General features: G+C 69.0%; 22 protein-coding genes. 8 read left to right on the top strand and 14 right to left on the bottom strand.

Features of this window, described 5'->3' with window-relative positions; genetic code table 11:
- Positions 1 to 6: 6 nt before the first annotated feature.
- Positions 7 to 342: a YnfA family protein gene (locus ACX1D1_RS11055; protein WP_182799781.1), complete on the bottom strand. Its 336-nt coding sequence runs from the start codon at positions 340 to 342 to the stop codon at positions 7 to 9.
- A gap of 136 nt (positions 343 to 478) precedes the next feature.
- On the opposite strand from ACX1D1_RS11055, the gene ACX1D1_RS11060 reads away from it, so the two are divergent.
- Positions 479 to 1,009, top strand: coding sequence for a dihydrofolate reductase family protein (locus tag ACX1D1_RS11060; RefSeq protein WP_459054585.1), 531 nt, complete (start codon positions 479 to 481; stop codon positions 1,007 to 1,009).
- Between the two features lie 518 nt (positions 1,010 to 1,527).
- On the opposite strand, the gene ACX1D1_RS11065 is transcribed toward ACX1D1_RS11060, so the two are convergent.
- The 4 genes from ACX1D1_RS11065 to ACX1D1_RS11080 all read right to left on the bottom strand — a co-directional run bounded on the left by ACX1D1_RS11065 (position 1,528) and on the right by ACX1D1_RS11080 (position 4,762).
- Positions 1,528 to 2,625: an AI-2E family transporter gene (locus ACX1D1_RS11065; protein WP_459054586.1), complete on the bottom strand. Its 1,098-nt coding sequence runs from the start codon at positions 2,623 to 2,625 to the stop codon at positions 1,528 to 1,530.
- Positions 2,626 to 2,799: 174 nt separating this feature from the next.
- Positions 2,800 to 3,432, bottom strand: a complete 633-nt coding sequence (locus ACX1D1_RS11070) for a DUF2461 domain-containing protein (protein ID WP_459054587.1) — start codon at positions 3,430 to 3,432, stop codon at positions 2,800 to 2,802.
- Between the two features lie 86 nt (positions 3,433 to 3,518).
- A complete protein-coding gene (locus ACX1D1_RS11075; protein ID WP_459054588.1) occupies positions 3,519 to 3,836 on the bottom strand; it encodes a hypothetical protein in 318 nt (105 codons plus the stop codon).
- 275 nt (positions 3,837 to 4,111) lie between these two features.
- Complete coding sequence (locus ACX1D1_RS11080; RefSeq protein WP_459054589.1) at positions 4,112 to 4,762, bottom strand: GNAT family N-acetyltransferase; 651 nt, start codon at positions 4,760 to 4,762, stop codon at positions 4,112 to 4,114.
- A 117-nt stretch (positions 4,763 to 4,879) separates the two neighbouring features.
- Here ACX1D1_RS11080 and ACX1D1_RS11085 point away from each other — a divergent pair, with 117 nt between their 5' ends.
- Together ACX1D1_RS11085 and ACX1D1_RS11090 are read left to right on the top strand one after the other, a co-directional pair.
- A complete protein-coding gene (locus ACX1D1_RS11085; protein ID WP_220491058.1) occupies positions 4,880 to 5,119 on the top strand; it encodes a ribbon-helix-helix domain-containing protein in 240 nt (79 codons plus the stop codon).
- On the top strand, positions 5,106 to 5,453 hold the full coding sequence (locus ACX1D1_RS11090) for a type II toxin-antitoxin system PemK/MazF family toxin (protein ID WP_182799775.1): 348 nt from the start codon (positions 5,106 to 5,108) through the stop codon (positions 5,451 to 5,453). Before ACX1D1_RS11085 ends, ACX1D1_RS11090 begins: the two co-directional genes overlap by 14 nt.
- A 52-nt stretch (positions 5,454 to 5,505) precedes the next feature.
- Here the strand turns inward: ACX1D1_RS11090 and ACX1D1_RS11095 are convergent, their stop codons facing one another.
- The 4 genes from ACX1D1_RS11095 to ACX1D1_RS11110 form a co-directional block, all read right to left on the bottom strand.
- On the bottom strand, positions 5,506 to 6,390 hold the full coding sequence (locus ACX1D1_RS11095; RefSeq protein WP_182799774.1) for an alpha/beta fold hydrolase: 885 nt from the start codon (positions 6,388 to 6,390) through the stop codon (positions 5,506 to 5,508).
- 126 nt (positions 6,391 to 6,516) lie between these two features.
- Positions 6,517 to 6,750 (bottom strand): ankyrin repeat domain-containing protein, encoded by a 234-nt coding sequence (locus ACX1D1_RS11100; protein ID WP_459054590.1) that lies wholly within the window; start codon positions 6,748 to 6,750, stop codon positions 6,517 to 6,519.
- A gap of 12 nt (positions 6,751 to 6,762) precedes the next feature.
- Positions 6,763 to 7,650: an ankyrin repeat domain-containing protein gene (locus ACX1D1_RS11105; protein ID WP_459054591.1), complete on the bottom strand. Its 888-nt coding sequence runs from the start codon at positions 7,648 to 7,650 to the stop codon at positions 6,763 to 6,765.
- A 179-nt stretch (positions 7,651 to 7,829) separates the two neighbouring features.
- The gene (locus tag ACX1D1_RS11110) at positions 7,830 to 8,804 is read right to left on the bottom strand and encodes an SMP-30/gluconolactonase/LRE family protein (protein ID WP_459054592.1); all 975 of its coding nucleotides are present in this window, start codon (positions 8,802 to 8,804) and stop codon (positions 7,830 to 7,832) included.
- 139 nt (positions 8,805 to 8,943) lie between these two features.
- Between ACX1D1_RS11110 and ACX1D1_RS11115 the strand changes: the two genes are divergently transcribed.
- The 4 genes from ACX1D1_RS11115 (at position 8,944) to ACX1D1_RS11130 (ending at position 11,926) form a co-directional block, all read left to right on the top strand.
- Positions 8,944 to 10,164, top strand: a complete 1,221-nt coding sequence (locus tag ACX1D1_RS11115) for a sensor histidine kinase (RefSeq protein ID WP_182799772.1) — start codon at positions 8,944 to 8,946, stop codon at positions 10,162 to 10,164.
- Complete coding sequence (locus ACX1D1_RS11120) at positions 10,161 to 10,787, top strand: response regulator (RefSeq protein WP_459054593.1); 627 nt, start codon at positions 10,161 to 10,163, stop codon at positions 10,785 to 10,787. The genes ACX1D1_RS11115 and ACX1D1_RS11120 overlap by 4 nt, the downstream gene beginning before the upstream one ends.
- A gap of 92 nt (positions 10,788 to 10,879) precedes the next feature.
- Positions 10,880 to 11,254 (top strand): DUF5655 domain-containing protein, encoded by a 375-nt coding sequence (locus ACX1D1_RS11125; RefSeq protein ID WP_459054594.1) that lies wholly within the window; start codon positions 10,880 to 10,882, stop codon positions 11,252 to 11,254.
- An 87-nt stretch (positions 11,255 to 11,341) separates the two neighbouring features.
- Positions 11,342 to 11,926, top strand: coding sequence for an SOUL family heme-binding protein (locus ACX1D1_RS11130; RefSeq protein ID WP_459054595.1), 585 nt, complete (start codon positions 11,342 to 11,344; stop codon positions 11,924 to 11,926).
- Positions 11,927 to 11,966: 40 nt separating this feature from the next.
- On the opposite strand, the gene ACX1D1_RS11135 is transcribed toward ACX1D1_RS11130, so the two are convergent.
- On the bottom strand, positions 11,967 to 12,587 hold the full coding sequence (locus ACX1D1_RS11135) for an AAA family ATPase (protein ID WP_459054596.1): 621 nt from the start codon (positions 12,585 to 12,587) through the stop codon (positions 11,967 to 11,969).
- 61 nt (positions 12,588 to 12,648) lie between these two features.
- Between ACX1D1_RS11135 and ACX1D1_RS11140 the strand changes: the two genes are divergently transcribed.
- A complete protein-coding gene (locus tag ACX1D1_RS11140; RefSeq protein WP_182799769.1) occupies positions 12,649 to 12,915 on the top strand; it encodes a hypothetical protein in 267 nt (88 codons plus the stop codon).
- 391 nt (positions 12,916 to 13,306) lie between these two features.
- Here the strand turns inward: ACX1D1_RS11140 and ACX1D1_RS11145 are convergent, their stop codons facing one another.
- From ACX1D1_RS11145 to ACX1D1_RS11160, 4 genes are read right to left on the bottom strand one after another with little or no spacing between them, the layout of a single operon-like run.
- Entirely contained in the window at positions 13,307 to 13,645 is a 339-nt protein-coding gene (locus ACX1D1_RS11145; protein ID WP_459054597.1) for a type II toxin-antitoxin system PemK/MazF family toxin, read from the bottom strand.
- Positions 13,629 to 13,826, bottom strand: a complete 198-nt coding sequence (locus tag ACX1D1_RS11150; RefSeq protein ID WP_182799767.1) for a hypothetical protein — start codon at positions 13,824 to 13,826, stop codon at positions 13,629 to 13,631. Before ACX1D1_RS11150 ends, ACX1D1_RS11145 begins: the two co-directional genes overlap by 17 nt.
- Before the next feature lie 33 nt (positions 13,827 to 13,859).
- A complete protein-coding gene (locus tag ACX1D1_RS11155; RefSeq protein WP_459054598.1) occupies positions 13,860 to 14,465 on the bottom strand; it encodes a hypothetical protein in 606 nt (201 codons plus the stop codon).
- Between the two features lie 53 nt (positions 14,466 to 14,518).
- Positions 14,519 to 15,472, bottom strand: coding sequence for a GlxA family transcriptional regulator (locus ACX1D1_RS11160; RefSeq protein WP_459054599.1), 954 nt, complete (start codon positions 15,470 to 15,472; stop codon positions 14,519 to 14,521).
- Positions 15,473 to 15,509 lie beyond the last annotated feature (37 nt).

The following is a 15,509-nucleotide window of genomic DNA, read 5'->3' on the forward strand; positions in this document are numbered from 1 at the left end:
CGCGATTCAGGCGGCTCTGGGCGCATACATGATGACCGCCACCCCGACGAGGCACACGAGCGCGCCCACCACGTCGTATCGGTCCGGCCGGAATCCGTCGATCACCATCCCCCAGGCCAGAGAACCGGCGACGAACACCCCGCCGTATGCGGCGAGGATGCGGCCGAAGTTCGCGTCAGGCTGGAGGGTCGCGACGAACCCGTACAGGCCGAGCGCGACCACCCCTGCCCCCATCCAGACCCAGCCCTTGTGCTCCCGGACCCCCTGCCAGATCAGCCACGCGCCGCCGATCTCGGCGACGGCGGCGAGGACGAACAGCACGACGGACCTCAGGGTGACCATGCGTTGATGCTGCCATAGGCGAGCCTCGGCAGCATCGCGCTCGGCAGGTGGATCAAGGTGGCTCTGGTCGGAGCTCGGATAGCCAGCCATAGTTGTGGATGTGGGCGCCAGAGGGGCACTAGGGAAGGATCAGAGCATGGGCAAGCTTGTCTTCGGGATGAACCAGTCGCTTGACGGCTATGTGGACCACGACAGGTTCGCCCCCGGCCCCGCGCTCTTCCGGCACTTCATCGAGGAGGCCAAGGCCGAGGCGGCTTCGCTCTACGGCCGACGCATCTACGAGATCATGAGCTATTGGGACGACGATGATCCTTCCTGGGGCGACGACGAGCGTGCCTTCGCGACGGCGTGGCGAAGCCAGCCGAAGTGGGTCGTCTCCCGCACCCTCACCTCGGCCGGCCCCAACGCACGTTTGGTCGAGGGGGATCTGGAGGTCGCGGTCCGGCGCTTGAAGGCGGACTACGACGGCGAGATCGCAGTGGCCGGCCCACGGCTGGCCGGGAGCCTGACCGACCTGGGGCTGATCGACGAATACCGCATCTATCTCCACCCCGTCGTGCTCGGCCATGGGGATCCGTACTTCGCCGGGCCTCGGCCGCCGTTGCACCTGGTGAGCGCCGACCGCATCGACGGTGACGTCCTCCGGCTGAGCTACGTCCCCGCTTGAGCTTGCAGCTCACGAGCTGGTCAGGCCGACGGCGTGCTGCACCTCGGGCCCGGCCTGCAACTTGCTATCCAGAGCGCGGCTTCTGTGCATATATGCAGAAGCCGCGCTCCACGTAGAATCCTGCAGCTGAGGAGGGCCGCACCCAGCGTTCGCCCACCATCCCCGGCGACTCCAGCGCCTCCCCCGAAACAAGACGAAGGCCGAGCACTTTTCAATGCTCGGCCTTCGCACATTGTTCGGGGGAGGACGGCTCCCGGACTCGAGTGGCTCTGAGACCTGCCCGTCCGTCTCGGCGGGCGTCGGCGATGTAGATCGTCGGCAATCCATCTGGAAACCACTCGACCGCTCATTCCATCTTCAGCTTCTCCCGAGGGTTGTGCTTGTCGATGGCCTTTCGCGTACAGACCATTGAACGCCTGTCTGGCAGCCAGCACAAGACCCTGAAACGAAGAATCTCCTGAGAATTCCCCAGACTCCGGCCGCGTCGCTTGACAGTCACAGCGTCGCCATCCGGCTCATCAGATTGCCGGCGCCGCCTCATGATCTGGAGAGGGGAGCCCGGTGCCTGCCATCGCCTTACGCTCCCGGACGACGGCGACGGACTTGGTGGCCGCCGCGACGAGCGGCGGCGCGAGGACCATGCCGAGGAGGCCCGCGACAGTGCCGCCGATCAGGGTGGACAGCAGGACCACCAGCGGATGTATGCGCAGGGCCGAGCCGAGCGCCCACGAACTGACCGCGCTCTGAATGGTGCCGTTGGAGATCACGAACGTGATGGCGATGATGGCAGCGGTGGAGGCTCCCCCGGATCCGAAGGCGATCAGCACCGCGAAGGCGCCCGTGATCCAGGCGCCGAGGAATGGGATGAAAGAGAGGACGAAGTACAGGATGAAGATCGAGCCGGCCAACGGCACGTTCAGCAGCAGCAGCGGCACGATGAAGATGGGTGCCGTCAGCAGCGTGGTGATGGAGATGCCCTTGAAGTAGCCGCGAAGCGACTGCTGCACCACGGTGGCCACGTCGGCGGTGAGTCCGGCGTCCCACGACGCGACCCGCGAGAGCCAGCCCGGAAAGTCGCGGCCGTCCCGCAGCATGAAGAAGAGGAAGAAGAGGGCGAAGAAGGTGCCCATGCCGAACGCCAGCGCCCCGGAGAAGGTGCCGGACGCCAGGCCGACGACGCCCTGGGCCAAGCGCGGTGCGTACTCCTCGAGGTTGGCCCTGATCCGTTCGAGCATCAGCGGGTCCAGGTCGAGGGTCCGCCCCCAGGCCACGAACGAGTTCCAGCCGGCCCACAGCTGCTGGTAGATCTGGGGCAACTCAGTGAGGAAGCCGCGCACGACGACCGTGACCGTCGCCGCGGCCAGCGCGATGGCCACGAACAGGCCGACGACAGCGGCGAGAAGCCGGCTGAGGCCTCGGCGCTCCAGCCGCGACACGAGCGGCTCCAGGACCACCCCGATGATGAAGGCGACGATGAGCGGCACGACGATTCCGTTGATGGCTCCGAGCGCCGCCGACAGGATCACCAGCAGCACGATGGCGCCGACAGCCGCCCAGCTCGCCCTCCCGACCCGGAGGAGGCTGGCCATCTGGGCCCGCTGCGGGGTGTCACTCACGATGCCTCGATTCGTCGTCGTGCGCTTGCCCCGGCGGGCGATGCCGACGTCACCAACTCGGGTACGAAGGGCAGTCGGGGACGCCCCACGTGTGCGGCGAACATTAGCAGTCGCTGGTTCAGCATCGTTCCCCAGCTGATCGAGCTTGCCGGAAGGCCGTCGGGCGATTCAGCCCTAGCCGACGTGCTCGCCGAGCCAGGCCATCAGCGGGCGGTAGGCCCGCCAGTCCACGGCGACGCGATCCAATATCTCCGGCGTGGGCAACCACCCCGGGGCTCCGTGTTGGCGTTCAGCCGTCAGCGTCCGGTGGCGCAGCAGTTCGACCAACGGGTGGTCTTCTGCGACACCGCGCGGACGTGTCTTCAGACGGTCGCCGTCGATGACGTAACCATCCTCCCGAAGCCCGTCGACAATCCGCTGCAGCTCCTCCCCCGAGTCCTCGTCGTCGACGGCGCCGCGGTAGCGAGCGACCTGGCCGGCCGTGCCCGCATACCACCCGGCCGCGGTCATCAGGCCCGCCGAGCTGATCTGCACGTACCAGCCCATCCCGGAGGCCGTCGCGACGACGATGCCCTGGTGGGTCTTGTACGGGGACTTGTCCTGCGAGAAGCGGACGTCGCGATTGGGGCGGAACAGCTTCGCAGGGCCGAACTCGTCCTCCAGGGCGGCGGCGAGCCCTTCCATCGGAGCCCTCACGACGGTGTCGTACAGCTGACGGTGAGCGGCCCACCACTCGCGGGAGTTGTTGATCTCCAGCTCCTCGTAGAAGTCCACCGCCTCGAATGGGACCCCCTCGAATGAACTCATGCGGCCCACGGTAGACGGTGTGTGGTTCCATCGCAGCTGCACGGAGGCCGGCGAGAGGAGGGGCGCTGGCGGCTGTCGTCGGTGATTCACCTGTGGTGAGAATGCAGGCGTCGGCGCCGTCGCCGGCCGGACACCTGGCGGAGGGCGCCAGATCCCGTGGAGAACGAGTCGAACACGAGCCAGATCCCGAGTGCTGCAATGCTCATGTACACCACGTACGGGATCAGGGCGCCGGGAACGAAGTTCACCCTCGAGTTCTCGAAGATCTCCTCGAGCGGATTCGCGGCAGTGAGGGTCCACGCAAGCCACAAGGCGGCCGCTCCGGCCGGCACTTCGAGAAGGGCGAGGAGTATGCGTTTGGGCCCGAAGTTCTTCGTCAGGGCTTTGGGTCGGCTGGTGGCCATGGCCACATCACTTCCTTACGCGGCGCTCCTACCGCCTGAACAGATCTCTGACGATCCGCTCTCCAAGCCCTTCCGGGACGAATCGTGCCCAAGGACGGCGACAGCCGGAGCTCCGCCGGCACCTGGAGCCAAGGCGTCATCGATGTGGCGATCACCCTGTGGGCTCTGAGCCTCATGGGCGGGTCTGTCGCCCAAGGGGTCAAGCGCCGGTCCGGACTGCGTACCGGCTCACGGTTGCCGCCGACTGCTGCGTAGTCGCCTGGATGGCGATCACGTCAGGCAAGGCCCAGGAAGACCCTGAGTTCGGCGGCGCCATCGACGTGGACCGGGTCTCCACGCACGAACGTGCCGGGAGTGAGGAGCAGCCGCTCCTGCTCGGCGGCCTCCCCCCGCCGCGACACCCACTGGCGCCCGTTCGGCCTGTAACCCACCTTGTGGCTCACGGCCAGAGACGCAGGGTTGTCGAGAAACGCGGAGGACGTAATGCGCTCGGCACCGAGATGGTCGAACGCGAAGGCGCACACCGCCTGACGCATCCGGGTGCCGATGCCTTGGCCATGGAAGCGGCCGGCGAGCCACGACCCGGTCTCGAGAGTCCGGGTCACGGGGAAGCCCTCCCCTTCAAGCGCCTGGATCCCGAGCACCTGACCCGCCCGTCGGACCACCAGCTGAAGGGTGATCGTCTCGGGGGTCTGACCGGCCAGGGTGCGCCCGAAGTAGCGCACGTAGTTGGCGGGCAGCTGGTCTGCTGGCGCATCGGTCCACGGGAAGAGGAAGGGCATCTGAGTCGGGTCGTGGATGCCGTCCAGGACGAGTTCGATGAGCTCCGGCAGATCACCCTCGCGGATCACGGTGAGCAGAAGGTCTCCGGCCGTTATCCGAAGCGCGAACGGTGGCCAGATCTGCTCCAGGGACAAACGAGACATGTACCCAGTGTGGCGCCAACCCTCCCGATCTCACCGACAACGGAGCTCGCAGCGATCCGGAAGGCGACAGGACTCGACGACTCACCCGGGCGCTACTCCTGATGCTACCGTGGTGGCATGAGTCAGGTGAAACTGAGCGTGAGTCTCTCTGAGGATGACGTCGCGGCTCTGGACAAGTACGCCAAGGCGGCAGGGCTGCGGTCCCGGTCTGCGGCGATCCAGCAGGCCATCCGGTTGCTGGGAGACCAGGAACTCGAAGAGGCGTACGCCGCCGCATGGCAGGAGTGGGAAGCGTCCGGGAACGCGCGCGACTGGGACTCCACCTCGGCGGACGGGCTGACCGATGCTCCGCGGTGAGATCCGGCTCGCGGACCTCGACCCTGCCCGTGCCGGCGAGGCTGACAAGCGTCGCCCAGCCGTCGTGGTGAGCAACGACCACGCCAACACAGTCGCCGCGAGGCTCGGACGAGGCGTGGTCACGGTAGTCCCCCTCGCGAGCAACACCGCCCATGTCTACCCCTTCCAAGCGCTTCTGCCAGCTGAGGACACAGGCACCCGAGTGGACTCCAAGGCACAGGCTGAGCAGGTTCGGTCAGTCTCGATCGACCGACTCGGCCCTGTCATCGGCCGGGTCCCCGTTCACCTGATGGCCGAGCTCGACGACGCCCTCAGGCTGCACCTCCACCTGTAGGTCGCTGCCCCCTCCATCAGGCGAAGGCCAAGTAGCCCAAGGGTCGGCGTCCTCAGCTGGTCTGTGAGTCCAGGACCTCCCGGAGCTTGGCGGCGAACGCCTCTGGCTGCCCGGGCCAGCCGAACTCCGGGCCGACGAACCCGCCGTGGTGGCTGGGGAACATGGTCAGGGGCAGCCCCAGCCTCTCCGCCAAAGCCTCGGCGGACCGCCCGGTCACCTGCCGCGCCGACTCCTCCCCCGCGGCGATCACCAACCTCACGCCGGACGACTCGAGTGCATCGAGGCCCGGCGTCCACGCGACGACGCCGTCGGAGTCGCCGGACAGCAACGGGTCGTCGCGGGAGCCGTCATCCTCAGAGGGGAGGCCGAAGGCTGCGGGATCCGGGGCGGGGCCGTCGAAGAACTCGTCGGTGAGCTCACCCTCCCAGGAGGTGTAGGCGATGAACCGGGCCATTCCGTGGCCGAAGCCGCCCTCCCGGTAGGCCCGATTGACGTCCTGCTCGGCGCGAAGCACCGCGTCCGCATCCGGCAGCAGATGGGTCAGCGGCGGCTCGTGCGCGACGAGCAGGCGGACGTCCTCAGGGTGGACGGCGACCAGCGCCAACCCGTCGACCGCTCCCCCGCTGCTGCCGAAGACCTCCACCGCACCGGCGCCCAGAGCTTGAATCAGGTGATGCAGGTCGTCGGCGTGCTGCAGCGGGTCGTTGTCGGTGCGGCCGTCGCTACGGGTGCTGCGGGCCAGCCCCCGCGGGTCGTAGGTGACAACGGTCCGGTCCGGGAAGTGCGACGCCAGTGTGGCGAAGCCGGTGGCGTCCATGGGCTGCCCGATCAGCAGGAGCGGTGGCCGCCCGTCGACGGTGGGCAGCGGCCCGCGCACGTCGTAGACGATGGTGGCCCCGGGAACTTCGACGGTGTGGGTAACGGCCTCGACGGTCATGGCGATCCTCCGGTTTCCGTGGTGTCCTCGACGCGATCCTAGGCGCGCCCGGAGTCCGCGGGGGCCCGACGCGGGCGTCTGCGATCCACGGAGGGTGAGCTCGGGTTGTGCGGACCGTTCGCTGGCTCAGCTGGTGCTGCCGCGCAGGATGGAAGCGATGCGGTCGTAGCCGCGTCGCTCGGCGTGCTGCAGCGGCGTCACGCCGTCACGGTCGGCGATCGTGGGGTCGGCGCCGGCGTCGAGCAGGATCTGCACGATCTCCTGATGCCGGGGTCCGCCGTCGCCGAGGACGACCGCCTCGAGCATCGCGGTCCAGCCGAGGTTGTTGACGTGGTCGATGTCGACGCCGGTCTGCACCACGCGACGCACGTACTAGACGTGGCCGCGCTCGCTGGCAGGAATCGGCGACAATCCGCCGAAGCGGTTGCGGATGGTCAGATCGGGGTTCGCCGGCAGCAGCGCCTCGAGCATCGCGACGCTGCCCGTCACCCCCGTGACCAGCCAGGGCGTGTCGTGGCGGTCGTCCAGCGCGTCGGGATCGGCACCCATCGCGACGAGGACCTCCGCCACCGCGACATGGTCGAAGGTCGCGGCCAGGAGCAGTGCGGTGCGGTCACGCTCGTCGCGCGCCTCGATGTCTGCGCCTGCTCGCAGCGCAACGGCGACAGCGTCGGCGTCCCCAGCTTCGGCCCCCTGCAGCAGCACGGCGTCCGGGTCTGCGGGGCTATCGGCGGCCGTCACCGCCCGTAGGATCCGCTCCAGGCCCGCGAAACCCCGCTCCACGGCCATCTCCAGCGGCGTCAGCCCCGCCGACGGCGAGGTGAGGTCCAGCTGGACGCCGCCCGCCGCGAGCACCCGCACTGTGGTGGCGTAGGTCGGGGTGTCCTCGCCCAGCCAGATGGCCTCGTGGATGGCCTGGTAGCCGATCCGGTTGATGTGATCGCGGTCGATGCCGGCCTGCAGCAGCTCCCCGACCACCAGTCCGTGCCCGCGCTCGGCGGCACGGATCAGACCGGTGCCGTTCCAGCTGTCCTTGTCGTCCACAAGCGCTCCGTTGGCGAGCGTCAGGCGCAGCAGGTCGAGGTATCCCTCGCTGGTAGCGACGAGGTAGGCAGACTGCTCGGTCTCGTCCTTGGCGTTCACATCCGCGCCCGCCTCGACGAGTCGTCGGGTGAGCTCGACGTCGTTGGCCCACGCTGCATCCCGCAGCTGCTCGTCGAGGGTTGCCTGCTCCTGGGCGTTGAGTGAGGGCTCGGGCACGGGGTCGTCCTTCCTGGGTGAAGCACTAGGGGCGACGCTGGGTGTCGGTTCGGGCGTCGCGCTACTGCTCGACCGGTCTGAGGGCACGGTACTGGGGGACGCCGTTGGTTCGCCAGACCCGCACGCGCTCAGGAGGAGCGCGATCGGGACGGCGGCGATGGCGGTGCGGGTGATGCGCCTCATCGGGTGGGGTCTGTCAGGATCTCGTAGGGGCCAGTGGCGACTGGCTCGTCGAACTTACTGTCGACGTAGAGGATGCGTCCGCGCAGCGCCTTCGCAGTCGTCAGCACCCGGTCGGCCGCAGTGGCCTCCTGGTCCAGGAGGACCGCCCGGGAGCCGTCGGCCGACAGGCGCAGAGTGGCGATCATCCGGCTGAAGTTGCGCACGACGGTGAGCTGGTTGCCGCGCAGGACGAGGCCGTCGGCGTTGACGAGGTCCGCGCCGTCGGTCGCGACCTCCGAGACGTCGCCGGTGCTCGCGTCGAAGCGCCACAGCAGGCCGGCGTTGCCCTGGGCCACCACGAAGGCGCTGCGGTCGGCCGACAGCACGATGCCGCCGGGGTTGAACCCGGCGAGCCGCTCGACCCGGTCGGTGGCATCGGCCCAGAGGCTCGCCTGCCAGCCTGCACCGTCGTCGGCGACGCGGAAGACCTGGGCGTCGTTGGAGTTGGTGAAGTAGGCCGCGCCGTCCGGCCCGAGCGCGACATCGTTGAGGAAGACGCCGACGCCGGGCGCGCGGAGGGCGGCCAGCAGCGTGCCGTCGGCCTCGTACACCCACAGGTCAGGGCGGCCGGTGCCGATGCCGTTGGGGCCACCGGCGATGTCGACGCGACCCTGCTCGTCGACGGTGATGCCCCTCGCGGTGAAGCGGCCGTCGGTCCCGTCGCCGTCCAGCCACTCCACGGTCTCGTCTGAGTGAGCGGAGCCGCGGTGGATCTCCCCGCCGGTGACCTCGCTGACGTAGAACAGACCCCGCCGCTCGTCCGCGCCGATTCCCTCGAACTTGGAGCCGGTGGTGGAGTCAACGTCGCCCGTCAGCTGGTAGGTCGTGGGGCGGGGGCCGTCGGCCACAGCCGGAGCCGCGCCGACGGCCAGGCCGAGGGTGGCGATCGCCGCGACGGCGAACGTGATGGTCGGGCGTGTGTGGCGAGTCACTGTGATCTCCTCGAACTGGGGTCTGCGAACTAGTCCAGTCTGCGTGCGCGGCCGGCGCGGCGCGTCGGTGGAACGGTCACCGCTGGGTAGCCGATCGGTTGATGCGGCTCGCCGGGGTTCTCCATACGATGAGGACACCGTGAGCACCCCCACGGACGTCCGAGACCGCGCCTCGGGTGTGCACGGCATCCTGGCCCCCGCCGTCCGGCTCGACCGCTGGCTCCTCGTGGTGCTCATCGTGCTGCTGGTCACCTCCGCGGTCCGCTACGTGGATCGGCACGGGCTCGACCCGGCCGGCGTCGCGGTGCTGGCCGGAGCGGCGCTGCTCGGACTCGCCTACGCCACCCGTGGCCTCATGTCGTCGCGCCCGTGGTGGCCCGCGGCGTGGGTGGTGGGGATGGTCGTCCTGTGGGGGGCACTCACCGCCGCCGCGCCGTCCTTCGCGTGGTGCGCCGTCCCGGTGGCCTTCGCCGTCCTGCGGGTGCTGCCGTTCGGGTGGGCGGTGGGGACGGTGGTGGCGATGATGCTGCTGCTGACCGCGGCCTGGCAGCGGATTGTGGAGGACTTCGACCCGGTGCAGGTCGTCGGCCCCGTCGGGGTGGCGCTGGTCACTGTGATGGCCTTCCGTGCCCTCGATCTGGAGTCGCGGGCCCGCCAGGACCTGCTTGATCAGCTGATCGATGCGCAGGAGGACCTGGCCGACGAGCAGCAGCGCGCCGGCGCCCTCGCCGAGCGAACCCGCCTGTCCCGCGACATCCACGACTCAGTTGGCCAGGGGCTCTCCAGCATCAACCTGCTGCTCCAGGCCGCGGACCAGGACTGGGACAGCCACCCCGGGCGCGCGCGTCACCACGCCCGGACCGCGGCCGCGACCGCCCGCGACAGCCTGGAGGACGTGCGCCGAGTGGTGCGCGACCTCGCGCCCACGGACCTCGAAGGCGACGACCCTCGCGGCAGACTCCCGGCCGCCCTGCACCGGGTCGCGGAACAGTTCGGACCTGGGATGGAGGTCGAGGTGCGCGTCGACGGAGAGCCTGAGGCGCTTCCCACGGACGTCGCGGCGGCCCTGGTGCGAACCGCGCGGGGCGCCCTGGCCAATGTGCGGGAGCACGCCCAAGCGGATCGCGTCGCCCTGACCCTGACCTATCACTCCGACGAGGTGGTCCTGGACGTGCGCGACGACGGACGCGGCTTCGACCCCGCCCAGGCGCGAGTCCGGGGTGCACGTGGACGGGGGCTGGCGGGGATCCGGGAGCGGGCCGTCTCGCTCGGCGGCGCCGCGTACGTTGAGAGCGCGCCCGGCGAGGGTACCACCATCTCGGTTCACCTTCCGATCCGCCCACCACTGGAGACCCCGTGATCCGCATCGTTCTGGTGGACGACCATCCCGTGGTCCGCGCCGGCTTGCGCGCGCTCCTCGACGGCCAGGACGATCTCGAGGTGATCGCCGACGTCGACGGGCTCGAAGCCGCGGTCGCCGTCGTGACCGACGAGCGGCCCGACGTGGTGCTGGTCGACCTCAACCTCGGGGACCGCAGACCCGGAGGAGCGGAGGTCACGACGGCGCTTCGCGGCCTCGTCGCCCCGCCGGAGGTGCTCGTGCTCACCACCTACGACACCGAGGCAGACGTACTGCGCGCACTCGACGCGGGCGCGCGCGGCTACCTACTGAAAGACGCCCCACCCGACGAGCTGTTCGCCGGCATCCGGGCCACTGCCCGCGGCCAGACCGTGCTGGCGCCGTCGGTGGCCGCCACTCTGGTGCGGCGCGCCACCCCCGGGGCCGTCACCATCACCGAGCGCGAGGTGGAGGTCCTGGAGTTGCTCTCCCGCGGATTGGGAAACAAGGAGATGGCGCGCGAGCTCTTCGTGTCGGAGGCCACCGTCAAATCCCACCTCTCCCCCATCTACACCAAGCTCGGCGTGGACACGCGTGCCGGCGCGGTGGCGGCTGCCATTGAGCGCCGGATCATTCGCACCTGAGCAGGCGCGACGGACTGTGGCATGCGGAACCAGGGTCGCGCCTGGGCGCGTCGGGCAGGTACGCGCACCCTGGGGTGGCTACGATGGGAGCCATGGGGACGGGCGAGCCCGAGCGCACCCCGGAGGGGTTCTTCGACGGCTCTCCGGTTGGGTTGAGACTGTACGCGGCAGTGGAGCAGGCGGTTCGTGACATCGGCGAGGCGTCCGTACACGTGACGAAGAGCCAGATCGCCTTCAGGCGGAGCAAGGGTTTCCTGTACCTCTGGCGTCCCGGGCAGTACGTCAAGAGCGACGTGCCGGCCGTACTGTCCGTGGTCCTGCCTCACGAGTTGATCTCCCCCCGGTTCAAGCAGGTCGCCCACCCGTCCAGCACCGTGTGGATGCACCACATCGAACTCCACCGGATCGAAGAGGTCGACGATGAGGTCCGCGGCTGGATGGTCGAGGCCTTCCGCAACGCGGGCTGAGCAGCTTGGTCCCACCGCCCCACATCTCACGGGCCGGATGTGTGAGTTCCGGGTGGGCCGCCCGCCCAGGGGTGTCACGCTGGTGGCATGACGGAACAGCAGCCGTACGACGTCGTCACGCGATTCCCCCACTTCGAGGTGCGCCGCTACCCAGCACACCTCGTGGCGGAGGTGGAGGTGGACGCCTCGTTCACCCGCGCAGGCAACGAGGCATTCGGGGTGCTGGTGGGCTTCATCTCGGGCCGCAACAGCACCCGAGGCAAGGTCGCCATGACCGCGCCGGTGCTGCAGGAGCAGGCGCCCACCACGATCGAGATGACCTCACCCGTGGTCCAGCAGCCAGGAGCCGAGTTAGGCCGACACGTGGTGGCCTTCGTGATGCCGGCCGAGTACACGCTGGAGACGTTACCGACGCCGTCCGACCCGCGCATCCAGGTGCGGCAGGTCCCTGCCCAGGTGGCCGCGGCCAAGGGCTTCGCCGGACGATGGACGGAACAGATCTACCAGAGGAAGTTGGCCGGGCTCCGTACCGCTGTTGAGCAGGCCGGCCTCGAGGTCGACGGGGCGCCCCGGTTTGCCCGCTTCGACCCTCCGTGGACGCCGTGGTTCCGCCGTCGGAACGAGGTGGTGCTGCCCGTCTTGTGGCTGCCGCAGGTGTCTCGCAAGGACTAATGGGTAGGTCTGGTACCGACTACGACACCAGACCTGCCAATTAGCCGCCCTCTGCGTTCGGCACGCCGCTGCTTCGGCTCGACGACGCCGCGAGCGGCCCGGCGAGCCATGCTCGCGCCTCCCGGTGCGACTGCAGTCGGACAACGGGCAGTTCGGGGCGTTCGCCCACCAGAGCGACGATTCGTTCGGCTGTCCGGCGACGGGTCTTCCAGGCCCAGCGGATGATGTGGTCGGGATCGGTGCACACGGTCCAAAGCGCCGGTTCACGATTGCTGTTCCAGAGGACTTCGCGTCGCAGCCGACGGCGCAGCGTCCGCACCGTGACCTGACGCATCACAGTGGCGACGGGCAAGTCGAGCCAGACCACCAGATCGGCTCGGGCAGCCAGGACAGCGCGGGCACTGCTGTACTGCCATTCCGTCACCCACTTGTCCTCCTCCACGAGAGCAGACACGTCGTCCATGAACAACTCCCGAGGAGTCCAGCCCGGGCCGTGATAGAGCGCGTCGATCTCGACGTGAGGGATGCCCAGCTGCCGTGCGATCCGAGACGCCAAGGTCGTCTTCCCAGACCCGGAGGTCCCAGCCACCAAGACGCGGCGCGGGCACGCCTGAAGTGACTGAGTGGAGGTGAGCAGAGGCACGCCGCCAGCTTGGCACACGACCCAGTTCCCACAGCGCGCGATGGCTCCGGCACGACGACAAAGTCAGGGGCCACAGCCGATGTTCGACGAGGGACAGCATGGGATGATCGGGCTCGTCCTGCCTCACGTCGAACGCACTCCAACCGGCGAGCTTGTCGTGCACACACTCACCCGCAGCCACGCGGTCACGAGTGCCACCGGCGCAGGTATCTCCGCCGGACCGGTCCTGACCCGGCTGATCGGCGTCCCGGTCACCTGCCGCGGAATCCCCACGATGCAGCGACTCGTCGCGCGCCTGAGCATCCTCACCGAGCGCGCGAGACAGACTCCCGGACACATCAAGTGAGACCGAGGGTTGCCGGCGTGAGTGAGATCGGCCAGGGCTGCTCTGTCGTAGCCTGGGGCGCACACCGGGATCAGACCGCCGACGGGCGCGGAATCGTCGGTCCGGCGGGTCCCAGGTCTGCAAGCTGCTACCCATACAGCGGCATCTGCGCACATATGCAGATGCCGCTGTATGGGTAGCGAGTTGCAGTCTCTTCGCCGTCACCGACAGCATTCCGGCGGCATCCGCCCTCAAGTCACGCCTGAGTGGGGGCAGGCGGAGCTGAGCGAACTTGAGGATGCCGGCGACCAGCCTCTCCGGCTGCTCCCAGATGACCACATGCCCGGTGTCCTCGTACTCGATCCACCTCGCCCGACGACACAAGGCCGGCTAGGCTCGCCTGTCAGAGCGGCTACAGGTCCAGCAGCAACCCCAGGATCTCGCGCACCTCGCTCAGGGCTGGCGGCCCAACATTGCCAGTGCGCCGATGAATCCGAGTCACGGCCACGGAGCGCACATGCTGGCACTGCGCCGACGATGGGGCCGCGAGTCGGTTGTCGTCATCGGGCTCAATGACCACCTCGGTACTGCTCTCACGAAGGATCCGGGTCAACGGCACAACCTGGATGACGTGCGGCCCGCCCCTCAGGACCCGCCTCGCGGTCACGACGATGGCCGGCCGAAGAAGTCCGGCCTCGTGTCCGGCGGGCACTCCGAAGTCGAGTTCGACGACGTCACCCGGCGTCAGCATCGAGCCATTCAGTCTCGTCGTCGGTCAGCTTCACGCGGAGATCCTGCGCCATGGCGTCCTGGCGGAGCGTGCGGATGGCCTTGCTCACCGTCTCATCGATCGTTTCGTGGCGTTCGGCTGCCAATCGGGTCACCTGCGCATGCGTGACCCTGCTGATGCGGATCGTCGTTGTCTCGGACATGAACCAACTCTACCCGATTGTAGACCGATCAGTCTACAGCTGCCGTCTCGCGGCAAGCTGGTCTGGGCTCAGCCTCCAGCCGCGGCACCACGCTGCGATGGCGATGACAACGCCGATCGCCAACAGCACGAAGCTCGCCGATAGGGCGAGCCACTTGCCGGCGGTGAAGAACGGCGCCAACTCCGCGAGCACCGGTGTCCCGGCCGGATAGCGTGCCATCACCGTCGCGGCGCAGATGTTCTCGGCGTAGTCCAGCGCCACCGCGACCACCGGCAGCAGGGCCACCCCTCGCCACCGACTCCCGGGAGCTGTCCCTCGCGCCCAAACCCACGCGAGCGTCGTCAGCAGGAACGCCCCGTACACCAGCGGCCAGATGACGTCGAACGTGACCCGCGCGTACACGTAGGCAGCTCGACCGTCAGATCCCCACGCCTCGGCCGCCGCGTACAGGTCGTCCGGGGAGTACCACAGGGATGTGTCCGGGGCGGCGTAGCGGTCCGTGTAGAAAGCCCCGGCCTCAGCCTGGGCTGGCAACACCGTGGCGGTGAACACCGCGAACAGCACCACCGCGGCAACGGCCATCCACCCGCGCACTCCGCGCGCCAGGCCCGCGGCCACTCGGTCCACCACCTTCATCACACCCCATTCCTCTGATGCTGCGATGCTATGCGGCTTTCACGGTCCTGAGCGCGTCACGTCGAGGAAGCCGAGAATCGCTGGCGGTAGGAGGTGGGCGTGGTGGCGTAGGTGGCGGTGAAGTTCTGCCTGAACGTCACGACGCTGGTAAAGCCGCAGGCCGTGGCGATGCGCGTGACCGGCCACGCCGTCGTCTCCAGGAGGCGCCGGGCCTCGTCGAGGCGGCGGGCCAAGACCCAGCGCGCGGGGGTGGTGCCCGTGGCCTCTGCGAACCGTCGCGTGAAGTTGCGGCGGCTCATGCGCGCGTGGGCCGCGAGGTCGTCGACCGTGAGCTCTTGGTCGAGGTGGGCCAGGGCCCAGTCGATGGTCGGCCCGAGGTGCCCCACTCCCCCGGGCTGTGGGATCGGGCGATCGATGTACTGGGCCTGGTCGCCGTCGCGGTGGGGTGCGACGACGAGGCTGCGGGCGACGGTGGCCGCGGCGGCGGAGCCCAGGTGGGATCGGACAATGTGCAGGCAGGCGTCGATGGCCGACGCTGTGCCGGCCGAGGTGAGGACGTCCCCGTGGTCGACGTAGAGCGCGGCGGGCTGGACCTTCACCTCGGGTCGACGGCGTGCGAGCACGTCGGCTGAGCCCCAGTGGGTCACGGCCTCGCGGCCGTCGAGCAGGCCGCTGTCGACCACCGGGAAGGCCCCCAGGCACAGGCCGGCGATCCGGCTTCCGCGTGCGTGCGCGGCGCGGATCCTGGCTGTGAGGGGCTCGTCGGTCATGGGCAGATCGATCGGCCAGGATGGCAGGACCACCAGGTCGGCGTCCTCCACCGCGTCGGGGCCCCTGACGTCCTCGATGCGGGGGCCTTCGGCTGTCCGGATGCCGCGACCGTCGCGGGTCCACACGACCGGATCCCACCCCGCGGCCAGGCCCTGACGGCCGACCTCACCGAAGACCAGCAAGGGGGCAGCCAGGTGGAACATCGTGATGTCGTCGAAGGCATGAACGGCAATGCGCATGATTGGCCTGATTCCATCGAAGAAGGTCTTTTGTGCC

The sequence above is a fragment of the Tessaracoccus luoxuelianae genome (genome assembly GCF_054483915.1).

Bases quoted from the DNA above. Each gene is read 5' to 3' on its own strand.
- ACX1D1_RS11055 (WP_182799781.1), bottom strand. From the start codon at position 342: ATGGTCACCCTGAGGTCCGTCGTGCTGTTCGTCCTCGCCGCCGTCGCC.
- ACX1D1_RS11060 (WP_459054585.1), top strand. From the start codon at position 479: ATGGGCAAGCTTGTCTTCGGGATGAACCAGTCGCTTGACGGCTATGTG.
- ACX1D1_RS11070 (WP_459054587.1), bottom strand. From the start codon at position 3,432: ATGAGTTCATTCGAGGGGGTCCCATTCGAGGCGGTGGACTTCTACGAG.
- ACX1D1_RS11075 (WP_459054588.1), bottom strand. From the start codon at position 3,836: ATGGCCACCAGCCGACCCAAAGCCCTGACGAAGAACTTCGGGCCCAAA.
- ACX1D1_RS11080 (WP_459054589.1), bottom strand. From the start codon at position 4,762: ATGTCTCGTTTGTCCCTGGAGCAGATCTGGCCACCGTTCGCGCTTCGG.
- ACX1D1_RS11085 (WP_220491058.1), top strand. From the start codon at position 4,880: ATGAGTCAGGTGAAACTGAGCGTGAGTCTCTCTGAGGATGACGTCGCG.
- ACX1D1_RS11090 (WP_182799775.1), top strand. From the start codon at position 5,106: ATGCTCCGCGGTGAGATCCGGCTCGCGGACCTCGACCCTGCCCGTGCC.
- ACX1D1_RS11095 (WP_182799774.1), bottom strand. From the start codon at position 6,390: ATGACCGTCGAGGCCGTTACCCACACCGTCGAAGTTCCCGGGGCCACC.
- ACX1D1_RS11125 (WP_459054594.1), top strand. From the start codon at position 10,880: ATGGGGACGGGCGAGCCCGAGCGCACCCCGGAGGGGTTCTTCGACGGC.
- ACX1D1_RS11130 (WP_459054595.1), top strand. From the start codon at position 11,342: ATGACGGAACAGCAGCCGTACGACGTCGTCACGCGATTCCCCCACTTC.
- ACX1D1_RS11140 (WP_182799769.1), top strand. From the start codon at position 12,649: ATGTTCGACGAGGGACAGCATGGGATGATCGGGCTCGTCCTGCCTCAC.
- ACX1D1_RS11145 (WP_459054597.1), bottom strand. From the start codon at position 13,645: ATGCTGACGCCGGGTGACGTCGTCGAACTCGACTTCGGAGTGCCCGCC.
- ACX1D1_RS11150 (WP_182799767.1), bottom strand. From the start codon at position 13,826: ATGTCCGAGACAACGACGATCCGCATCAGCAGGGTCACGCATGCGCAG.
- ACX1D1_RS11160 (WP_459054599.1), bottom strand. From the start codon at position 15,472: ATGCGCATTGCCGTTCATGCCTTCGACGACATCACGATGTTCCACCTG.